At 63.0% G+C, this 20,081-nt stretch carries 15 protein-coding genes; 9 read left to right on the top strand and 6 right to left on the bottom strand.

The genetic code is table 11. From position 1 onward, the window contains the following. Nucleotides 1–168 precede the first annotated feature (168 nt). Nucleotides 169–3,021, top strand: coding sequence for an aconitate hydratase (locus tag FTO74_RS00770; RefSeq protein ID WP_162536438.1), 2,853 nt, complete (start codon nucleotides 169–171; stop codon nucleotides 3,019–3,021). Between the two features lie 192 nt (nucleotides 3,022–3,213). Here the strand turns inward: FTO74_RS00770 and rpsD are convergent, their stop codons facing one another. Further along, complete coding sequence (rpsD, locus tag FTO74_RS00765; RefSeq protein WP_162536437.1) at nucleotides 3,214–3,834, bottom strand: 30S ribosomal protein S4; 621 nt, start codon at nucleotides 3,832–3,834, stop codon at nucleotides 3,214–3,216. Between the two features lie 416 nt (nucleotides 3,835–4,250). After that, a complete protein-coding gene (locus FTO74_RS00760; RefSeq protein ID WP_162536436.1) occupies nucleotides 4,251–5,222 on the bottom strand; it encodes an SDR family oxidoreductase in 972 nt (323 codons plus the stop codon). Between the two features lie 383 nt (nucleotides 5,223–5,605). On the opposite strand from FTO74_RS00760, the gene FTO74_RS00755 reads away from it, so the two are divergent. The 3 genes from FTO74_RS00755 (at nucleotide 5,606) to FTO74_RS00745 (ending at nucleotide 7,243) form a co-directional block, all read left to right on the top strand. Then, complete coding sequence (locus tag FTO74_RS00755; RefSeq protein WP_162536435.1) at nucleotides 5,606–5,788, top strand: hypothetical protein; 183 nt, start codon at nucleotides 5,606–5,608, stop codon at nucleotides 5,786–5,788. 76 nt (nucleotides 5,789–5,864) lie between these two features. Then, nucleotides 5,865–6,047 (top strand): hypothetical protein, encoded by a 183-nt coding sequence (locus FTO74_RS00750; RefSeq protein WP_162536434.1) that lies wholly within the window; start codon nucleotides 5,865–5,867, stop codon nucleotides 6,045–6,047. 446 nt (nucleotides 6,048–6,493) lie between these two features. Beyond that, entirely contained in the window at nucleotides 6,494–7,243 is a 750-nt protein-coding gene (locus FTO74_RS00745; protein WP_255462423.1) for a hypothetical protein, read from the top strand. A gap of 346 nt (nucleotides 7,244–7,589) precedes the next feature. Here FTO74_RS00745 and FTO74_RS00740 read toward each other — a convergent pair whose 3' ends face one another. Further along, nucleotides 7,590–9,557 (bottom strand): 30S ribosomal protein S1, encoded by a 1,968-nt coding sequence (locus tag FTO74_RS00740; RefSeq protein WP_162536432.1) that lies wholly within the window; start codon nucleotides 9,555–9,557, stop codon nucleotides 7,590–7,592. A gap of 293 nt (nucleotides 9,558–9,850) precedes the next feature. On the opposite strand from FTO74_RS00740, the gene FTO74_RS00735 reads away from it, so the two are divergent. Next, nucleotides 9,851–10,447: an HIT domain-containing protein gene (locus tag FTO74_RS00735; protein ID WP_162536431.1), complete on the top strand. Its 597-nt coding sequence runs from the start codon at nucleotides 9,851–9,853 to the stop codon at nucleotides 10,445–10,447. 137 nt (nucleotides 10,448–10,584) lie between these two features. After that, the gene (locus FTO74_RS00730) at nucleotides 10,585–10,929 is read left to right on the top strand and encodes a hypothetical protein (protein WP_162536430.1); all 345 of its coding nucleotides are present in this window, start codon (nucleotides 10,585–10,587) and stop codon (nucleotides 10,927–10,929) included. 89 nt (nucleotides 10,930–11,018) lie between these two features. On the opposite strand, the gene FTO74_RS00725 is transcribed toward FTO74_RS00730, so the two are convergent. Both FTO74_RS00725 and FTO74_RS00720 read right to left on the bottom strand, forming a co-directional pair. Then, nucleotides 11,019–11,474 carry a DUF4440 domain-containing protein gene (locus FTO74_RS00725; protein WP_162536429.1) on the bottom strand — a complete coding sequence of 152 codons (456 nt, stop codon included), beginning with the start codon at nucleotides 11,472–11,474 and terminating at the stop codon, nucleotides 11,019–11,021. Beyond that, nucleotides 11,471–12,088 carry a TMEM175 family protein gene (locus FTO74_RS00720; protein ID WP_162536428.1) on the bottom strand — a complete coding sequence of 206 codons (618 nt, stop codon included), beginning with the start codon at nucleotides 12,086–12,088 and terminating at the stop codon, nucleotides 11,471–11,473. Before FTO74_RS00720 ends, FTO74_RS00725 begins: the two co-directional genes overlap by 4 nt. Before the next feature lie 495 nt (nucleotides 12,089–12,583). Between FTO74_RS00720 and bamA the strand changes: the two genes are divergently transcribed. Beyond that, nucleotides 12,584–15,445 carry an outer membrane protein assembly factor BamA gene (bamA, locus tag FTO74_RS00715; protein ID WP_255462422.1) on the top strand — a complete coding sequence of 954 codons (2,862 nt, stop codon included), beginning with the start codon at nucleotides 12,584–12,586 and terminating at the stop codon, nucleotides 15,443–15,445. A 282-nt stretch (nucleotides 15,446–15,727) separates the two neighbouring features. On the opposite strand, the gene FTO74_RS00710 is transcribed toward bamA, so the two are convergent. Continuing rightward, complete coding sequence (locus FTO74_RS00710) at nucleotides 15,728–16,921, bottom strand: RDD family protein (protein ID WP_162536427.1); 1,194 nt, start codon at nucleotides 16,919–16,921, stop codon at nucleotides 15,728–15,730. On the opposite strand from FTO74_RS00710, the gene FTO74_RS00705 reads away from it, so the two are divergent. Together FTO74_RS00705 and lptD are read left to right on the top strand one after the other, a co-directional pair. Beyond that, on the top strand, nucleotides 16,914–17,174 hold the full coding sequence (locus FTO74_RS00705) for a hypothetical protein (protein WP_162536426.1): 261 nt from the start codon (nucleotides 16,914–16,916) through the stop codon (nucleotides 17,172–17,174). The two genes, FTO74_RS00710 and FTO74_RS00705, sit on opposite strands and share 8 nt — an antisense overlap. 312 nt (nucleotides 17,175–17,486) lie before the next feature. After that, nucleotides 17,487–19,991, top strand: coding sequence for an LPS assembly protein LptD (gene lptD / locus FTO74_RS00700; protein WP_255462421.1), 2,505 nt, complete (start codon nucleotides 17,487–17,489; stop codon nucleotides 19,989–19,991). Nucleotides 19,992–20,081: the final 90 nt, after the last annotated feature.

Genomic DNA, 20,081 nt, shown 5'->3' with positions numbered 1-20,081 from the left:
TCGTCCCCGGCTGCGTGCAGTTGAAGCGCTTCCGCCATGGCCGCCGCGATCGTGGCCGCTAAGTTCTTCCCCTGACGCGCCTTAGCGTCCCTTCTCCCTCTGTATCCTTATCCAGACGTCCGCACAACCGCGCCCCGAGCGCCGTTCCACCACCGAGGAAAACCGACCATGAATCCCGCATCGCACCCCGACTCCTTCAAAGCCAAAGCCACCCTCACCTCCGGCTCCACCACGGTCAACTACTTCAGCCTCGCCGCGCTGCCGAACCTCGCCCGCCTGCCCTTCTCGCTCCGCATCCTGCTCGAGAACCTGCTGCGCCACGAGGACGGACGCACCGTAACCGCTGACGACATCAAGTTCCTGGCCGCATGGGACCCCAAGGCCGAGCCTGCCCGCGAGATCGCCTACATGCCCGCCCGCGTGCTCATGCAGGACTTCACCGGCGTCCCCGCCATCGTGGACCTGGCAGCCATGCGTGACGCCATGCGCGCCCTCGGCGGCGACCCCGAGAAGATCAACCCGCTGCAGCCCGCCGAGCTGGTCATCGACCACTCCGTGCAGGTCGATGAGTTCGGAACCGCCGGGGCCTACGACATGAACGCCGCGCTCGAGTTCCAGCGCAACCGCGAGCGCTACGCCTTCCTCAAGTGGGGCCAGACGGCCTTCAACAACTTCTCCGCCGTGCCGCCGGGCATGGGCATCTGCCATCAGGTGAATCTCGAGTACCTGGCCCGCGTTGTCTTCACCACGCAGCCCGACGCCGACGGTTCCCTCACCGCCTATCCCGACACGCTGGTCGGCACCGACTCCCACACCACCATGGTCAACGGCCTGGGCGTCCTGGGCTGGGGCGTCGGCGGCATCGAGGCCGAGGCCGCCATGCTGGGCCAGCCGGTCTCCATGCTCATCCCGCAGGTCGTCGGCTTCCGCCTGACCGGCAAGCTGCGCGAGGGCACCACTGCCACCGACCTCGTCCTGACCGTCACCGAGGCGCTGCGCAAGCTCGGCGTCGTGGGCAAGTTCGTGGAGTTCTACGGGCCTGGAATCGCGGAGCTGCCGCTGGCCGATCGCGCCACCATCGCCAACATGGCCCCCGAGTACGGAGCCACCTGCGGCATCTTCCCCGTCGATAAGGAGACGCTCTCCTACCTGCGCCTCACGGGCCGTTCGGAGGAGCACATCGCCCTGGTCGAGCAGTACATGAGGGTCCAGGGCCTCTTCCACACCGCCGACGCCCCCGAGGCCGAGTACTCCGCGACGCTCTCGCTGGACCTCAGCACGGTCGAGCCCTCGGTCGCCGGACCCAAGCGCCCGCAGGACCGCGTCCTGCTCTCTGGCGCGGCTGCGTCCTTCAAGCAGCAGCTCCCCAACCTGCTCGGCCCGGCGGGCAACAAGTCTGTAGCCCGCCAGATGCTGCGCTGGGAGGGTGAGGGCGGCCACGCCAGCGCCGCCGGGGATCTCACCAGCAGCGTCGGCGCGCCTGCGCTCGTTGCCGATAACGTGGTTCCAGTCTCCGCCCTCACGCACGTCGAGGCTCCGGTCACCAGCGTCAAGGGGCGCTACGGCATCGACCCCGAGCCGTACCTCGACCACGGCTCCATCGTGATCGCCGCCATTACGAGCTGCACCAATACCTCGAACCCCTACGTGATGCTCGCCGCCGGTCTGCTGGCCAAGAAGGCCGTGGAGAAGGGCCTGCGCACGCCCCCCTGGGTCAAGACCTCGCTGGCCCCCGGCTCGCGCGTCGTCACCGACTACTACGTCAAGTCCGGCCTGATGCCCTACCTCGACCAGCTTCGCTTCCAGGTCGTCGGCTATGGCTGCACCACCTGCATCGGCAACTCGGGACCGCTGCCCACCGACGTCTCGAAGGCCATCGAGGACCACGGACTGGTGGCCGTCTCGGTGCTCTCCGGCAACCGCAACTTCGAGGGCCGCATCTCGCCCGAGGTCCGCGCCAACTACCTGATGAGCCCGCCGCTCGTCGTCGCCTACGCCCTCGCGGGCAGCATTCACCACGACTTCGCCAACGAGCCGATTGGCTACGACCAGGCCAAGCAGCCCGTCTTCCTCAAGGACATCTGGCCGACCCAGCAGGAGGTCATCGACACCGTCGCCAGCTCCATCGACTCGACGATGTTCCGCAAGCAGTACGCCACCGTGGCCGACGGCGACCAGAACTGGCAGCACCTCAGCTTCCCCTCCGGCGACACCTACGGCTGGGAGCCGGACTCCACCTACATCCGCAAGGCCCCGTACTTCGATGGCATGGCCGCCACCCCGGCTCCGGTGGAGGACATCCGCGCCGCCCGCTGTCTCGCCGTCCTCGGCGACTCGGTGACGACGGACCACATCTCCCCCGCTGGCTCCATCAAGAAGAACGGCCCCGCTGGCAAGTACCTCACCGAGCACGGCGTCTCCCCGGCTGACTTCAACAGCTACGGCTCGCGTCGCGGCAACCATGAGGTCATGGTGCGCGGCACCTTCGCCAACGTCCGCCTGCGCAACAAGATGGCTCCGGGCACCGAGGGCGGCGTCACCCGCCTGCTCCCCGAGACCACCGAAATGTCCATCTACGACGCCTCGGTCATCTACGCCGAGCGCGGCACGCCGCTGGCCATCCTGGCCGGTAAGGAGTACGGCTCGGGCAGCTCGCGCGACTGGGCCGCCAAGGGGCCGCGCCTGCTCGGCATCCGCTTCGTCATCGCGGAGTCGTACGAGCGCATCCACCGCTCCAACCTCGTCGGCATGGGGATTCTTCCGCTCCAGTTCGAGCCGGGCTCGAGCGCGGAATCGCTCAACCTGACGGGTGAGGAGATCTTCCACATCGAGGGCCTGCGCGCGATGCTCGACGCGAAGTTCGCCGACGGCAAGACCCTGATGGTACAGGCGGAAAACATGACCGGCACCACCGTAGAGTTCCCGGTGACGGTACGAATCGACACTCCGCAGGAGATCCTCTACTACCAGCACGGCGGCATCCTCCAGTACGTTCTGCGTCAACTGGCCGGTAAAGCCTAAAAAGCGCCCTAACGCCGGGCGGGCGGCACTTCGTGCGGTTCCCGGGGCGGTATGGGTGAGTGATCCTCTGGGGTCCTCCCGCTGGTCGGAAGCAGACATTTTGCTTCCGACCAGCGGGAGGACCTTTGCTGTTGATCCTGCCCATAGAGCCCCGAGAACGGTACGAAGTACCCCGTCCGGCAAGACAGTTTTTTATACGCCTCGTTGCGAGTAGTACTCGGCCACGCGGCTGGCCTGGAACTCAAACGGCACATGGTCCAGCCCCGGCTCCATCCGCACCACTCCCTGGGTATCCACACCCTCGACGGCAAAGTTCAGATACCCCGGCAGCGGCAGACGCGGCGAGCGACGGCTCGGCAAGGTCATCTCCCCGGCCGCATACTCGGTCAGCGCCACAACATCGCCCACCCCCACCAGCGCCGAGCCGATCGTCAGCATCTTCCCATTCACCAGAACATGCCCGTGGCTCACCAACTGCCGGGCCGCCGCCATGCTCCGCGCAAAACCCAGCCGGAAGACCACGTTATCCACCCGCTTCTCCAGCAGTCCAACCAGGTTCTCCACCCAGTTCGACCCCGGCAGCGACCGCGCCGTGCGCACAAACCGCTGTAACTGTTCCTCGCGCAGCCCGTAGTGAAAGAGCAGCTTCTGCTTCTCTTTCAACTGCAATCCGTACTCAGTCGGCTTCTTCTTGCGGGCCTGTCCATGCTGTCCCGGCGGGTAGTTGCGCTTCTCGAGAGCACCCGGCTTACCCAGCCCGGGCAGCTCCAGCCCGAGCGCACGCTGCATCTTGAACTTCGTTCTCTGACTCATCCTGTAACCTCGGCGCGCCGCCGCAGCGACCCAGTCCGGGACGCGCAGCAGCACGGTGTCGATCTCAGCCAGCCAGCCGGTGCCTCGCCAAAGACCACCGACCAGCAGCTCGAATAAACTAAGACTAACTTAGTCCGAGATGCTCTGCCAAGTCGTCGAGCAATTTTCTTTCCCGCGAATAGTGCTTTTCACGCGAAGCGTCGAGCACCGCACGAAGTGCCGCCCGCCCGGCGCAAGGGCGCACTTGCCGTTGCTTGTTTTCTTGACTGTCATTCAGGAGCGAAGCGGAGGAGTCTGTTGTTGCCGTTGTTTCTGGGGTGGGTCGAGGCTTAGCCCGAAGTATGCTTTCTTCAAAATCCGCAAAGACGTCCTGCCGGACAGGCCGCCTGCGCGGCGAGCGGGCGTTTGCACGCCTTTTACTGCTTCGCGTGGTCCTCTCGCTGGTCGGGAAGAAAATTTACGCCGCTCAACTGCTCACAAACCGTCCACAACCGCCGTTGCGCCGCCTCATCCCTCGCCTGCGGAGCTACCTTGGCCGGTCCCACATCCCCACCCCGCATCTCCTGAAACCCCTGCGACCCGTAGTACCCACCACCCACCGCGTCCGGTGACGTTGCCGCAAATAATGTGGGTACCGCCCCACCCTCCTGCGAGTTCAGCAACGCGCCAATGGCCCCCGCCAGCACCCGCTCGGCCAGCCGCGACAGGCCCGTGCTGGAGCCGATCTTGAACAGCTCCGTCCTGGCCACGCCCGGATGCACCGCCACGCTCGTCACCCGCGATCCCGCCGCCCGCAGCCGCCGCTCCAGCTCAAACGCAAACATCAGATCCCCCAGCTTCGACTGCTGGTAAGCCCCCATGGGAGAGTACCGCCGCACCGATTGCAGATCCTCGAAGTCGATCTTTCCCCGCTTGTGTGCGATCGACGCCACCGTCACCACTCGTGCCGCCGCCGCTTGCTCAAGCAACGGCAGCAGCAGCGCCGTCAGGTAAAAGTGCCCCACCACATTGGTACCGAACTGCAACTCCATCCCCTCAACCGTCTCCCTGCGTTCCGGCGGGGCCATCACACCGGCGTTGTTCACCAGGCAGTCCAGCGGCCTATCCTGGGCGATCTGAGCCTCAGCCAGCGCCCGCACCGAAGCCAGCGACGACAGATCCAGCATCGCCAGCTCGGCCCGTGACGCCGCCGAGTCCGGCCCATCGGCGTCTTGCCGTAGCCGCACCAGCGCAGCCTCGCCCCGAGCACGATCCCGGCACGCCAGAACCACCTCCGCACCCTTCCGCGCCAGCTCGACCGCAGCGGAGTACCCAACTCCGCTGTTTGCACCGGTAATCAGGACTCTCTTGCCCGCCTGCGAGGGTATCTCTGCAATCTTCCAGCTCATATTGCCTCCAGTACCCGGTCTTTTAGGGCCGTCCGTCTCCATAGGACTACCTGGAAGCCATTGCCGTTATCAGCCCCTATCCCCAGCCAATAGGCTTCCCGGAGAGCGCAAATAGAGCCTCAACCTTCGCAGAACTCTCTGAAATCGAGTTTTATCACCCGAAAAGATGGGAGAACTTTGCCTCCACCACATGGGAAAGCATCAGAAATGGCGGGTAAAAGGACATCAGACAACTTTATTACCTTAGTAATTTCATGACGATATTATCCTGCTATATTGTTCATTTTGTTGGACTTACCCATTCTCATATCTTAGTTTTACTTCATCGGGCCTGTCCAGAGAAATTTTGAGTTGCACCAGAAAAAAATAGGAGCCACACCATCATGAAAAACATCATTGTCCGCACATTCGTCCTCTCCCTCGCCCTCACCGGAGCCGTCTCCTCCGCCCACCGCGCCAACGCCTCCACCGCGGCGACCATCATGCCAAAGCTCAGCGCCGGCCCCATCCCGATGTGCCCGCCCAACGACCCCCACGCCTGCGGCATCACCGAACTCGGCCACTAAAGAGCGGTTGCTCCCTCGAGTCTTGAGCCACTAACCACTTCAGAATCAATAATTTAATTCCTTCAGGAGTTTTTCCATGAAAAACATCATTGTCCGCACATTCGTCTTCTCCCTCGCCCTCACCGGAGCCGTCTCCTCCGCCCACCGTGCCAATGCCTCCACCGCGGCGACCATCATGCCGAAGCTCAGCGCCGGTCCCATCCCGATGTGCCCCCCGAACGACCCACACGCCTGCGGCATCACCGAACTCGGCCACTAAAGAGCGGTTGCTCCCTCGAGTACTGAGCCACTAACTATTTCAGAATCAACAATTTAATTCCTTCAGGAGTTTTGCCATGAAAACATCATTGTCCGCACATTCGTCTTTTCCCTCGCCCTCACCGGAGCCGTCTCCTCCGCCCACCGTGCCAACGCTTCCACCGCGACGACCATTATGCCGAAGCTCAGCGCCGGTCCCATCCCGATGTGCCCGCCCAACGACCCTCACGCCTGCGGCATCACCGAACTCGGCCACTAAAAAAAAACTCTGCCCCGTCCTCTCTTGGGATATCCTTTATGTTGGAGGGGACGGTTATGAAGGCAGCGGGATTTATAGACTTCTTGACATACGCCGAGCCCGTAGCTTGCCTCATCGCGCTTATCGTCATGCGCACACGGAGACAGCTCGGGATATATCGGTTCTTGTCGGGCTTTCTATTTATCCGCATGTTCAGTACTGCCGCTGAGATCACCCTGCTCCGGTTTGGATTCAGGCATCACGAACATGCTCATCTGGTATATGGGCTGTACTTCTACCTCTACTGGATCAGCTATACGATCGAGGCGTTTCTCGGCCTTGGAATCATCTACAGCATCTATCGGCTGGCGATGGCGCCCCTCAAAGGTCTCCAGACCCTTGGAATGCTTATGTTCCGCTGGGCTGCCGCTATCTCGGTAGCGGTCGCGCTGGGAATGGCGCTCGGACCGCGGATGACTACCCTGCAGTTCCTGGTAGCCGCCGCGTCACAGTTGCAGCAGACTCAGAGCATCCTCACGCTCTGCATGCTCCTGTTCGTCACCTTTGCGATTCGCCCGATGGGACTCTCGTACCAGAGCAAGATCTTCGGTGTTAGCCTGGGCCTCGGCATCTATGCTGCGATGGGCCTCGTCAGCTCCGGATGGTTTATCCACTTCTCGAAGATGAACTCGTCGGTAAATCTTCTGAACGGCATCTCAATTCTCGTAGCCGTCTCGACCTGGATCGTCTACTTTGCGTTGCCGGAGCCTAAGCGCCGGATCATCGTGCTGCCGACGACCTCGCCGTTCCTGCGCTGGAACCAGATATCGGTGGCGCTGGGGGATAATCCCGGATTCGTCGCGGTGGGCGGCGTGCCGCCCGAGGTCTTCGCGCCGTCGGAGCTTGAGATCATGCGCCGCGCCTCGTTGAAGATGGTCGCGGGCCACGCGCAGCGGTAAGGAAGTAGCTTCCCTGAACCACCCCACACCTTATGGGCACGGCTTCGACCGTGCCGTCTCCACACGCTGGTAGATCGGCTTAACTCTTTCTTTGTAAAGAGGAAAGACTCTGTCCTGCCGGACGAGCCCGCTACGCGCGAAGCGGGCGTAGCACGCCTTTTTAGAGCTTCGCGTGGCCCTTCCCCCTTGGCGGGAAGAAAGATGCCCACCGCCGACCAGCGGGAGGCCCTCGGAAGATGATCTTGCCCATACCGCCCCGAGAACGGTACGAAGTACCCCGAGAGGCGCGCAAAATGCCACAAAGGCCGCCCCGAAGGACGGCCTTTGTGTATTGCAAAGAGTAGATTTACTCTCCTGCGTCTTCCCGCTCAGCGCGCTTCCAGTTCAGCAGGTCGCCCAGCGTGGTGGAGCTGGAGCTCGAAGAAGAAGAGCTGGACTGTCCGCTCTGGCCCTTCTTGCCGCCCGAGTACTCGCGCTCCTTGTAGGACTCGACCTCGGCCCGGCTGGCCTCTTCGCCGACAGCGCGAATCGACAGACCGACCTTCTTCTCGTCCTGGTTCATCTTGACGATCTTGAACTCATGCTCCTGATCGACCTGTAGATCGACCGGCTTGCCGGTGTCATCGACCGCCTCGGAGACGTGGCACAGACCCTCGACGCCCTCAGCGATCTCAACGAAGGCTCCGAACTGCGCCGTGCGCAGAACCTTGCCCTTGATGACGTCGCCGATACGGTGCTGGGCGAAGAACGTATCCCACACATCCGGCTGGAGCTGCTTGACACCCAGCGACAGGCGGCGGTTTTCCGGCTCGACGCCGAGCACGATGGCCCGGACCTTCTCGCCCTTCTTCAGAACCTCCGACGGGTGCTTGATGCGCTTGGTCCAGCTCAGGTTCGAGACGTGTACCAGGCCGTCGATGCCGTCCTCGATCTCGATGAACGCACCGAAGTCGGTCAGGTTGCGCACGCGGCCCTCGATGATGGCGCCGGTGGGGTACTTGTCCTCGAGCTGCTCCCACGGATTCTCCTGGAGCTGCTTCATGCCCAGCGAGATGCGGCGATCGTTCGGGTTGACCGAGAGGATGATGGTGTCGACCTCGTCGCCGGGCTTGACCAGCTTGGAGGGGTGCTTCATCCGCTTCGACCAGGTCATCTCGGAGACGTGAACCAGACCCTCGATGCCCTGCTCCAGCTCGACGAACGCGCCGTAGTCGGTGACCGACAGAACGCGGCCGCGAACCTGTGCGCCGATGGGATAGCGCTCGGTCGCATCGAGCCACGGGTCAGGCGTCAACTGCTTGAAGCCGAGCGAGACGCGCTGCTTATCCTTGTCGAACTTGAGAACCTTCACCTGGATCTCATCGCCGACGTTGACCAGGTCGCGCGGATGCGTCAGGCGGCCCCAGCTCATATCGGTGATGTGCAGCAGGCCGTCGAGGCCGCCGAGGTCGACGAACGCGCCGTAATCGGTCAGGTTCTTGACCGTTCCGGTCAGGACGCTGCCCTCTTCGAGGGTAGCGAGCGTCACCGACTTCTTGGCGTTCTGCTCCTCTTCGAGAATCTCCTTGCGGGAGATGACGACGTTGCCGCGCTTCTTGTTCAGCTTGATGACGCGGACTTCGATCTCGGTGCCGACGTAGCCGTCCAGATTGCGGACGGGCCGGACCTCGATCTGCGAGCCGGGCAGGAACGCCTTGATGCCGATGTCGACGGTGAGTCCGCCCTTGACGCGGCTGACGACCATACCCTTGACGGGCACCTTGTCGTTCGCAGCCTGCTCGAGCTTGTCCCAGACCTTGTGGCGCATCGCCTTCTCGTAGCTGACGATGTATCCGCCGCCATGAGTCTCTTCGCGCTCCACCACAACCTCAACCACATCGCCGGCCTGGAACTTTGAAACGCCGTTGATATCGAGCACCTGCTCGAGCGGAATGAGACCCTCGGACTTGAGACCGATATCGACGACGACGTGCTTATCGGTAACCTTAATGACGGTTCCGGGCACGACGATCTCGTCGGCGGTCAGGCTCTGAGCCGCGGCGGACTCGACAGCCTGCTCACGGTCGAAGTTCGCGAGGGCAGCAGCAAAGTCGGCGTCTTCATAGTCCGGCTCTTCTGCGGTCTCGACGGAGGCTGCGATAGCGACGGGCGCGGGTGTGGCGGCTGTCTCTACGGTTGCAGTCTCGGTCTGGGTCTCGGTGAGGGTTGGGGTGGATTCGGATGACAGGTCGGCTGTCGCTTCGGGCGCCAAGGTTTCCAATTCGGTGTTCAGGGGTTTGCTCTCGATATACACAGGATTATGGTCGTCTACCATGATTGATGCGGCTCCGGGTTCCAAGAACCTGCTCGGCCTACTCTTCTGGACGCGTCGTTTCTCTTTGGAGGGACGGCGAGTTTGACTCTCGCGTGCCTGGGGGCGACGCTGGTCTGGCTTGGGTCCCATAATCCTTCGAGTTGGCTTCGCTGACAGGAAAGTAGAGTACGTCGTGCAGAGTAAATCAGAGCGGCTGCACTTGGATCCCACACGCAGGGGCTCACTAAAAAGCATACCAACCGCTGTGGACGCAGTCAACCATTGGTAGCGCGCAAAGCCCTTATACTGGCCGCATGGACAGGCTTTGGACCCCTTGGCGTTACAGCTACATTACAGGTGCGGACTCCGCTTCGAATGTGGATTCAGATAAGCCGTCGCGGCCCGGGGTTCCACGAGCGCTCGCGGGCTGGCCAGAGGAGAACGACCACCACTGCGTCTTTTGCAACCTGATCGGGGCGGTAGAGTGGGCCATCTCCTCCGGAATGAGCGCGGAAGAGGCCGAGCGAGCGGGTAACGTCATCCTGCGCGGGCCCCACACCTTTACCTGCCTCAACGCCTTTCCATACTCCTCCGGGCACGTACTGATCGTGCCGTACCGGCATGTGGCCTCGCTGGCCGAGCTGGACGAGGCCACAGCGGGAGAGATAATCCTGACGGCGCAGCGCCTGGAGACGGCCCTGAGGGGCGTTTATCGGCCGGACGGAATTAACATGGGGCTGAACCTGGGACAGGCGGCGGGCGCGGGCGTGGCTGGGCACGTCCACATGCACGTGCTGCCGCGCTGGTTTGGCGACACCAACTTTATGACCGTGACGGCCGAGACCCGGGTATTGCCGGAGCTGCTGGAGGCTACCTGGAACCGGCTGCGCGAAGAGCTGGCCCGGAGTTGAAGAAGTCTTCGCATGAATCGGGCTCGGGCGCAATACAAATCTTTGCATATTTTAATAATCGAGCAACTAAAAAGTAACTAGACTGCATCTACTTCTTCGACGGCACCAAAAAATTGTTCGAGAAGATGGGGTGTCTTATGCCGATCCTGATCGAAACAGCACCAGCCTCTGTCCGGATGATGCCCGCGGGGCTCCGTGATCCCAAAGGTCTTGGAGCGAAAACTGCGGCCAGCGCCGAGGCGCGGGCTCATCTGGTCCATTCGGTCCAGGTAAGCCGCTCGTTCCGCGAGATGGAAGAAGTTCGAGAGATGCAGTCGAGCCGCTTTGCGCGGATGCCGCATGAGCCGGAGGACGCCCGCATCACCGGGGTGACCCGCTCATTGACGCGCCGCCTATTGGCCTTGAATCTCAGCGGTTCGCTGCGTCCAATGCCGGTCCGGAGCGTCGAACGGGTTACCCAGACGGTAGTCCAGGTCGCCTAGACGCGTAGCGTCCAAGACCGAACGAAGTGCCGCCTGCCCGGCGGGGGCGCTTTTGCTTGCTTTCTGTTGTTATCCAGCAGCAAAGCGCATCAAGTCGTATGGTCGATGATGATCTTCCAGCCATCCTTGGTCTTCTCGAAGACCAGTGAAAAGACCCCATCGGCATTACCCCCGACCTTCTTCGTCCGCTCCAGATGGTACTTTCCCAGAACAACTGTAAAGTTCGCATCGAGCGGATGCGCCTCCAGCTCGGAGAAGGTTAGCTGCCCCATCGCCTCCCGAGTGGCATAGGTGTGCTTATAGTCGGAGAGCATCTGCTCAAACCCTCGCCCAATATGAGGCCCGACGAAGAGCGTCTCGGGCGAGTCCTTATAGCCGGAAGCATACCCATCCAGATCCCCGGCGTTCCACGCCTTCTCCTGCGCCACCAGAACCTTGATGACGTCGAGCTGCTGGCGCGAGAGCGTGGTGAGTTGGGTGGGATTCTGGGCATAACCAGACGGCATCAGGCCAAGCAGCAGGGCGAGTGTCAGCAGAGTCTTCATGGTCGGTTCACCGGGTGTTCGGGTTGGCGGGTGCGGGCTTGAGTGCCGAAACTGGGAACAATCCAGAGCAGGGTAACGATGGCGATGACGGCCAGGGCGACGCGCGGCTGCCAGTAGGCCAGCGGCAGCGAGACCAGGTAGATGAAGGCGCTAAGCAGGTGCTTGCGCTGGACGGCGCGGTCGTCTTCGCCCAGCGTTCCGTCCAGGCAGAGCAGGCGGTTGACCGCGATGCGCAGGCCGCCGAAGGCGACGCCGTTCAGGATCATGGCCCCCGCGTAGAGCGCCACCGAGAAGGAGTCGATCTCTTTTTCTACGACGTAGCTGGTAAAGAAGGGAAGCAGCGAGAGCGAAAAGAGGAAGAGCAGGTTGGCGTACAGGATGAACGAGTCCACGTGCTTGATGCGGTGCAGCAGATCGTGGTGATTGATCCAATAAATGCCTGTGAAAGCGAACGACAGCAGGTAGATGAGCAGGGTGGGGACGATGGCGTAGAGGCCACCGAGGCCGTTCTGCACGGGGACTTTCAGCTCCAGCACCATGATGGTGATGATGACGGCGATGACTCCGTCGGAGAAGGCTTCGAGCCGGGCGGGGGATGGATGTTCTCTGGGCATAGGCGGGTGAATTGGGAAAAGAATACACCGGGGGCGTTCAGGCGTTTACACGCCTTTTTAAAGCTTCGCGTGGCTCTTCCGTTGGTCGAGAAGAAAAATTCTCGCCGCCGACCAACGGGAGGCACGCAAAAGATAACTTACCCATATCGCCCCGAGAACGGTACGAAGTACCGCCCGCCCGGTTGTCAGGGCGTTTTTAAATGCGCACCTGCCCTTCTTTTAGGGCAGGTGCCGTAGTGGAAACGAGGGAGCCACTCGCATGGGGAGAGTTGCTCCCTTATAATCGAGGCTTACCCAAGGTGTTTGTCCGGGTTGCGATTTTCAAGCGAGGGTGTGGTTATCTTTACCGTAGACGGAACGAGCGGAAGCTCCCTGAAGCAGATCGATCGAGAGAGCCTCCCTACCAGGGGCAAGCAGGTCCCGGACGTCTCCGTCCTGGCGGGCAAGACCTTACGGGCAGGGATCGGGGTTAGCTCCCTGGCGACTATGCTTGCGATGGCATTGTCAGCCCCGGCTGCATGGGGACAGGCCTCTCCCGCACCAATATCTCCCGAAGCCGCAGTGCAGAACGGCAACGCGCAGGCACTTTGCACTCCGCAGGTGATCGGCAACCGCCGCATCCCGAAGGAGTCCGTGCTGGCTCGCCTGTTCAGCCGCCAGGGCAACCTGTACGATCCGCTGATCGTCGAGCGCGACTTCAACTCGCTGTGGAACACGGGCTACTTCGAAGACGTCCGCATCGAGCGGACCGATACCCCGGCCTGCGTGCAGCTTGTCATCTACGTGCGCGAGAAGCCCACCATCCGCGAGATCAACTACAAGGGCGTCAACGCCGTCTCGCAGTCGGATATCCTCGAGCGCTTCAAGAAGGACAAGGTCGGCCTGACGGTCGAGAGCCAGTATGACCCGACCCGCATCAAGCGGGCCGAGGTGGTGCTGGCCGCTTTGCTCTCTGAGCACGGCCACCAGTTCGCCACCATCAAGACCGAGGTCAAGACCATTCCGCCGGCGGCTGTCGCCGTGACCTTCAGTGTCAAGGAAGGCCCAACGGTCAAGGTCGGCAAGATCGTCTTCGACGGCAACAATAGCGTGCCCGACCGCACGCTGCGCGCCTCGATGAAGAACCTGAAGCCGGTCGGGATTCCGCACTCGATCATCCTCGAGAACCTGTTTGCCCGCACCTTCGACGCCAGCAAGCTGGACGAAGACTCCGAGCGCGTGCGCCAGGCGTATCGCGACCGCGGCTACTTCAAGGCCCTGACCTCCGAGCCGCAGACCAAGGTTCGCGACGCGGGCGGCATCAACATCCTGACGCTGCGGCCTTCGACCGGCAAGCGCATCGACATCCTGATGCCGGTGGAGGAGGGCGCGCGCTACCGCCTGGGCGGTATCACCTTCAAGGGCAATAAGGCCGTCACCAACACCAAGGTGTTGCGGGCGCAGTTTGCCCAGAAGGATGGCGAGTACTTCAACGCCACGCTCTTCGGCAAGGGCCTCGAGCAACTGCGCAAGGCTTACGGCGAGCTGGGCTACATCAACTTCGTTCCGTTGCCTGAACCGCGCATCGACGAGGCCAAGAAGCTGGTTTACCTCGATATTAACGTGGAAGAGGGCAAGCCCTTCTACGTCTCGCGCATCGAGTTCACCGGCAACACCATCACCCGCGACAAGGTCATCCGGCGCGAGCTGCTGCTCGAAGAGGGCCAAGTCTACAACAGCCGCCTGTGGGATCTGTCGATCATGCGGCTGAACCAGCTCAATTACTTCGAGACGCTAAAGGCCGAGCAGGACTCCGAGAGCCGCCAGAACGCGGACGACGGAACGGTTGACCTGCTGCTGAAGCTGAAGGAGAAGGGTAAGAACTCCATCGGCCTGAACGGCGGTATCAGCGGACTTTCGGGAACGTTCATCGGTCTGAACTACGAGACCAACAACTTCCTCGGTCTGGGCGAGACGCTCTCGGCGCAGGCGCACATCGGCGACCTGTCGCGGAACCTCAGCCTCGGATTCACCGAGCCGTACCTGCGCAACAAGCCGATCTCGCTGGGCGCGCAGGTCTTCGACAGCAAGTTCGACTACAACCCGGCCAAGGCGTACTCCATCGCCAACGGGGCGAGCGCGAACCAGACCAACGCGACCAACTCGCAGTTGACAAACTACAACACCTCCACGCGCGGCGCGACAATCTCGGTCAGCGAGCCGCTGAAGCACCTGTTCGCACGTACCGGCGTCACCCGTATCGGCGTCTCATACTCGCTGTCGCGGTCATCGGTCACGACGTTCAACGACAACACCCGCAACGTCTTCCAGTCGCTGGCTTTCCGGTCGGGCGTCGAAGGCCAGAACCAGTTGAGCGGCATCGTTACCTCGGTGATCTCGCCGAGCTTCACGTTCTCGAGCCTCGACCGCGCCGTTGGACCGCACTCGGGTAAGGACTTCAACCTCTCGGTGCAGATCGCGGGCGCGGGCGGAAACGTGAAGTACGTCCAGCCTGCGGTGAGCTTCCGCCAGTTCTTCCCGATGAAGGGCCTGCGGCGCAACCGCGAAGGCCACAACGTGCTGGGCTACCGTATACAGTTCGTCCACGTCTCCGGCTTCGGGGGCGAGGTGGCCCCGCCGACCAGCCGTATCTACGGCGGTGGCGAATCCGACGTGCGTGGATTCGATATCCGCGCGGCGTCTCCGTACGTCTTCATCCCGAACAAGGTGTTGTTCAACCTGACCAACCCCGACGGCTCGCTGGTTCCACGCGATCCGACGAACCCGGCGCTGGGCGCGGTGCAGATTCCGCTGCCGCTGTACCGGCTGGTCTCGGTGGGTGGCGACACGCAGTTCACCTCGAACGTCGAGTACCGCATCCCGATCGTGAGCCAGGTGACCTTCGCCTTCTTCACGGACTTCGGCATGACCTTCAACCTGCAGCCGGGCCAGTTGCTGCAGAGCGTGGCTGGAAACTCGGTGGAGAACGGGCCGTCTTACGGTTGCCCGGTCTTCGTCAACGGAGCCTGCTTCGGCGGACAGAAGGTTACGTTCGCGCGGCAGTTGAGCACCGCGCCGGGCTCGAACTATGTGCCGCGCATGTCGAACGGAGCCGAGTTGCAGGTGATTCTGCCGGTGGTCAACGCGCCGTTCCGCCTGTACTACGCGTACAACCCGCTGCGCCTGTACAAGAGCCTGCCGCAGCAGCTTGCGCTGCCTCTGACGGCTCCGGCCGGGCAGCCGGTCTTCCGCGACCTGTTCCCGAACACGGGTGCTGGTCAGTTCACCTATCAGGAAGCTGTGCAGCTCTACGGTGCGGATTACCTGCTCCGCGAGCCGCGTAAGACGTTCCGCCTGACGGTGAGCACCACGTTCTAAGCACTTCGTGCCGTTCTCGGGGCGGTATGGGAAAGTAATCTTCTGAGGTCCTCCCGCTGGTCGGAAGCTGATATTTTGCTTCCAACCAGCGGGAGGACCTTTGTCGTTGATCTCGCCGAGACAGGATAGACGCGTCACAAAGTGACCGCCCCGCGCGTAGCGGCCCGTCCGGCAGGACATCTTTCTTCAACGACTAGAACAAAAACACACCCCAACGCCAGATGGCCCGATGTCTCTCATCCGAGACATCGGGCCATCATCATTCCCATCTGTCGATCAGGATTAATACTCGCGCTGATAGGTCCGCGAGAGCCGGTCGTGCCAGCCGAGGTTATCCTCATCCAGCACCGCCCAGGCGAACCCAAGCCCTAGCGGGCAGATCGCCAGCAGCGTCGCCCAGAGCCGCCGTTGCCGCTCCTTGCGGGTGGGGTTTTCGTCGTCGAAGGTGCAGAGTGCGATGCGCGCATAGCTCATCCCCGGCGTGTGGTCGGAGAAGGTGAAGAAGAGCACGTGATAGAGAACCGCCAGCACCACCGCCGCAGCCACGGCGGCGAGAGCCAAGGGAAGCCCCATGGGCAGCGTGCCCGCCAGCGTGATGAAGACCGTCGCAAAGACCACGAAGCCGGTAAGGACCAGCACTGCATCGACCGCGGCAGCCATAGTGCGGCGGCCGAATGCGGCGGTCTGCGGCGGCAGCGGGCCGGGGACGAGGTTTGGGTGCAGCTCCGGCTCCGCCATCGTGTAGGAGGCGTCCGTATAGGCCGCGTCCGCCGTTGCGGGCGAAGGCGTGTCCAGCCAGATCGAAGTCCACTCGGGCTCCGCCGAGGGTGGCGTCGGTTCGGTCGAGATCTGCTCCGGTTCGACCTCGAAGATGCGCAACTGACCTGAGGGTGGCGCAGCCGTATCGAGCAGCGGCCCCAGTGCGAGCATCGGACGTGCCTTGCGCGTGGCCACCAGTTGCCGGGGGAACTCGAGCAGGTTCGCCGGAATAGGTACCGTCGGCGTGGCTGGCTCCTCGAAGACCGGGGCCTGGCGGAAGGCAATCTCTTCGTCCAGGGTCAGGTGCTCGTCCGGGTCCGCCAGTGCGGCGGAGCTGCGGTTGGTCTGCACCGGAGCCGGTCCGGTGGGGCCGAGATCCTCGTAGAGCCGCACGGTCAGCCCAGCGGAGGTGACGGTGGTGGGGCTGGTGGTCTCGGCTTGAATCTCGAGCTGGGTTGGAGCTGGAGCCGGAGCCTTCGGCTGCTTCTTCGGCGCGGCGACGCGGGGAGCCTCCGGCTTGCTGGCAACCGGCGGCGCGGCTATTGGACCGGGAGATGGCGACTTGGCCTCCCAGAGGTCCAGCTCCTCGAGAAGCTGCTGCTGCGCGTGGGCAATGGCGTCTGCGTTGCGCTGGGCGACCTCGGCGGCGGCGGCGGCCTGCTGGCGGCCGGCTGGCCTCTTCCGCGAGAAACGTGCGGTAGCTGGGCGAGTGCGCATAACGCTCGGCGACTGCTGCGGCGATGGCGTTGGGCCGTCGCGTGGACGAAGACGGCGTGACCAGCTCGGGTGCGAGCGGCGTCAGGCGGGCGCGGCGCTCGCGGTGGGCCGCGAGGCGGGCGGCAACCTGCTGTTTCAGCTCTGCCTGCCGGTCTGGTCGCCGGTCTGGGCCGGCTTCTTCGGGAGAAGGAATATCGCGCTGCGCTGCGCTCATGCTGTTCAAGAGAGGACTCGCTTCCGTGAAATCGTTTAGCCTGTGACTGTGGTGCTTGTGAGCGGCTTGGAACCAGTCTGGAAGATGACCGACAAAAGTTTGAGAGACGATCGAAGCCGTAAGCAATGGCCGGGCCTGGGGCGTTGTTTGTTCTATCGTTCGCGGCGTTGCCCTGCGCCGTCGGCGTTCCGGACTAGTTACCTCTTTATAACTATCATGCTGCTCGCGGCGAATCATCTGCTTCTTCAGGCGCAGGAGATAACGACTCAGGCACCCCCCCCGATTGGCGCGGAAACATCCTCCAGCCAGGCTGGAAATAGTTCGGAGACAACCGGTTCAGGCGGGTATCAGGTGCTTACCTTTACCTCCGCTTCGGCGACCGACGACCTGCCCGAAGGCCCCGACCAGATCCGCTACCCGGTCGCCCACGTGGTGCCCCCGGCGGACGACTCCAACCGCGTCCGCTTCGAGTCGGCGACGCAATCCGAGCAGGGCGGCGTCTACACGCTGGACGGCCACGTCGTCGTCACCTACCGCGACCGCGTCATCGAAGCCGACCACATGGTCTACGACCGCAACACCGACCTGCTGACCGCCACCGGGCACCTAGTGGCCAACGGCGGCCCCAACCAGGAGCACATCGAGGCCAGCCACGGCACCGTGAACCTGAAGGCTCAGACCGGCCGCTTCTACGACGTCAACGGTTCGGTCGGGGTCAAAAAACTTCGTACCGGCATCACCGTCAAGACGGTCTATACCAACAGCAACCCGCTGTTGTTTACCGGCCACCTCGTCGTGCGCACAGGCCCGCAGGAGTATGAGGTCTACGACGGCACGGTCACCTCCTGCCTGCTGCCAAACCCCGACTGGCTCCTCTCGGCGGCGCACTTCTCGGTGGACTCGGAGAAGGCGCGGGCCAAGGGCAGCATCTTCCACCTGCTCAACTTTCCGCTGATCTACCTGCCCTATGTCACACACCCCACCAACGCGGAGCCGCAGAGCGGCTTCATGATCCCGATCATCGAGCAGTCCAGCATCAAGGGGCTGGTGATCGGCGAGAGCATCTATCTGGTGCTGAACCGCAGCGCCGACCTGCTGGTGGGCGCGGAGTACTACTCGCAGCGCGGCTTTGCGCAGAACGTCACCTTCCGCTATCGCGGCCGCAACCTGGACTTCGTGACAGCGCACTACAACGGCTTGCTCGACCGCAGGCCGCCGGGGCCGACCAACGAGGGCGGCGAGGACGCGCTCGTCTCCGCCCGCCACGACCTCGGCAACCAGCCGGTAGACGCGCCGACGCGCTTTGCCGCCAACGTCGAGTACCTGAGCAGCTACGTCTACCGCCAGGTCTTCGCGCCCACCTTCAACCAGGCCGTCACCAGCGACGTGGTTTCGACCGCCTACGCGGTGCATCAGTGGAACGGCATCGAGGCGGCGGGCGTGGTGGACCGTTACCAGGGCATCAAGCTGGTACAGCTCGGCTCGAACCCCGGCGAGCAGGTGCGCATCTTCCATGCGCCGTCGGTCGATCTCGACACCACCGAACACCGCCTGGGCGCGACGGGCCTGTACTTCACCATGGAAAGCTCACTGGCGGGCCTGAAGCGCAGCCAACCCAACTTCGCCACCGGCGGCATCGTGGAGCGGTTTGACCTGCACCCGGAGCTGATCTATCCGCTGCACTTCGCGGGCTGGAACATGCGCGCCTCGGCGGGCGTGCGGGAGACGGTCTACAGCCGTGGCCGCGAGGCCTCGAGCGCCACGGCGTCGATCCCTGTGCAGAGCATGAGCGCGGTCAACCGGGCTGATTTCGAAGGACAGTTCGAGCTGCGGCCGCCGGTCGTCGAGCGGACCTTCGAAACGGGTTGGCTGCCGAATCTGCTCAAGCACGAGGTACGCCACACCATCGAGCCGGAGCTGACCTACCGGTACGTCAGCGGCGTCGATAACTTTATGAGCCTGCTGCGCTTCGACGCGACCGACGTGGTCAGCGACACCAACGAGCTGGAGTATGGGGTAACGCAGCGGCTCTTCGTCAAGCCGCGCGCGGGCAAGCAGTGCAGCACCGACGAACTGGCCCAGGGGCCGGGTCTCGACAGCGAGGAGACCTCGGACGCCATCAGCAGCGAGGCCGGGCCGGAGGTGCCGCACAAGGGCTGCGGCAACGAAGAGCTGATTAGCTGGCGGCTGACCCAGAAGAGCTTCTTCAACCAGGACTTCGGCGGCGCGATTCTGGTGGGACGCAGGAACCTCTTCGACACGACGCTGGGCCTCTCGGGCGTGGCCTTCCTGACGGAGCCGCGCCAGATCTCGCCGCTGATTTCGCGGCTGCGGGTGCGCACCTCGGCCAAGACGGACATCGAGTGGGACTTCGACTACGATACCGGCGCGAAGAAGTTCACGTCGAACAACTTCTACATGGACCTGCACCAGGGCAAGACCTTCGGGGCGCTGAGCTACGCTCGTCTGGACGCGCCGGGGCGGTTCTATACCGAGGGCGTCAGCTCATCGGTCTCAAACTTCAGCCAGATGCGCCTGCTACTGGGCTACGGGATGCCGACCAAGCCGGGGCTGAGCGTGGCGGCGAACGCGGGGATCGACCTGAACTCGGGCACGAACACCTCGACGACCCCGGCGACGGCGACCAGCCCGGCGATCACGACGACCACCACCTCGCCTCTGATCCAGTACGCGGCCCTGCAGACCTCGTACAACTGGAACTGCTGCGGGTTGAGCATCGAGTACCGCAAGTACGAGCTCGGCGCGGACCGCAACGAGAACACCTACCGGTTCAGCTTCACGCTGGTGAATATCGGCGCGGCAGGAAACCTGCGGCGGGCGGAACGGCTGTTCTAGGCGTTTCGTGCCGTTTTGGACGCTTCGCGTGTTTTCTTTTGGGGGCCGGAGGTCTCGGAAATAGGCCTATTGTCTCTATCCTGCAACGCC

It is taken from the genome of Granulicella sp. WH15 (assembly GCF_009914315.1).
GTDB lineage: Bacteria > Acidobacteriota > Terriglobia > Terriglobales > Acidobacteriaceae > Edaphobacter.
The sequence above is the reverse complement of the archived record's forward strand: the minus strand, read 5'-3'. Positions and strand labels throughout refer to the sequence as shown.

What these genes read in the sequence shown, in the direction of transcription:
- FTO74_RS00770 (WP_162536438.1), top strand. Translation starts at nt 169, where the DNA reads ATGAATCCCGCATCGCACCCCGACTCCTTCAAAGCCAAAGCCACCCTC.
- rpsD (WP_162536437.1), bottom strand. Translation starts at nt 3,834, where the DNA reads ATGAGTCAGAGAACGAAGTTCAAGATGCAGCGTGCGCTCGGGCTGGAG.
- FTO74_RS00760 (WP_162536436.1), bottom strand. Translation starts at nt 5,222, where the DNA reads ATGAGCTGGAAGATTGCAGAGATACCCTCGCAGGCGGGCAAGAGAGTC.
- FTO74_RS00755 (WP_162536435.1), top strand. Translation starts at nt 5,606, where the DNA reads ATGAAAAACATCATTGTCCGCACATTCGTCCTCTCCCTCGCCCTCACC.
- FTO74_RS00750 (WP_162536434.1), top strand. Translation starts at nt 5,865, where the DNA reads ATGAAAAACATCATTGTCCGCACATTCGTCTTCTCCCTCGCCCTCACC.
- FTO74_RS00745 (WP_255462423.1), top strand. Translation starts at nt 6,494, where the DNA reads ATGTTCAGTACTGCCGCTGAGATCACCCTGCTCCGGTTTGGATTCAGG.
- FTO74_RS00740 (WP_162536432.1), bottom strand. Translation starts at nt 9,557, where the DNA reads ATGGTAGACGACCATAATCCTGTGTATATCGAGAGCAAACCCCTGAAC.
- FTO74_RS00735 (WP_162536431.1), top strand. Translation starts at nt 9,851, where the DNA reads ATGGACAGGCTTTGGACCCCTTGGCGTTACAGCTACATTACAGGTGCG.
- FTO74_RS00730 (WP_162536430.1), top strand. Translation starts at nt 10,585, where the DNA reads ATGCCGATCCTGATCGAAACAGCACCAGCCTCTGTCCGGATGATGCCC.
- FTO74_RS00725 (WP_162536429.1), bottom strand. Translation starts at nt 11,474, where the DNA reads ATGAAGACTCTGCTGACACTCGCCCTGCTGCTTGGCCTGATGCCGTCT.
- FTO74_RS00720 (WP_162536428.1), bottom strand. Translation starts at nt 12,088, where the DNA reads ATGCCCAGAGAACATCCATCCCCCGCCCGGCTCGAAGCCTTCTCCGAC.
- bamA (WP_255462422.1), top strand. Translation starts at nt 12,584, where the DNA reads ATGGCATTGTCAGCCCCGGCTGCATGGGGACAGGCCTCTCCCGCACCA.
- FTO74_RS00710 (WP_162536427.1), bottom strand. Translation starts at nt 16,921, where the DNA reads ATGCGCACTCGCCCAGCTACCGCACGTTTCTCGCGGAAGAGGCCAGCC.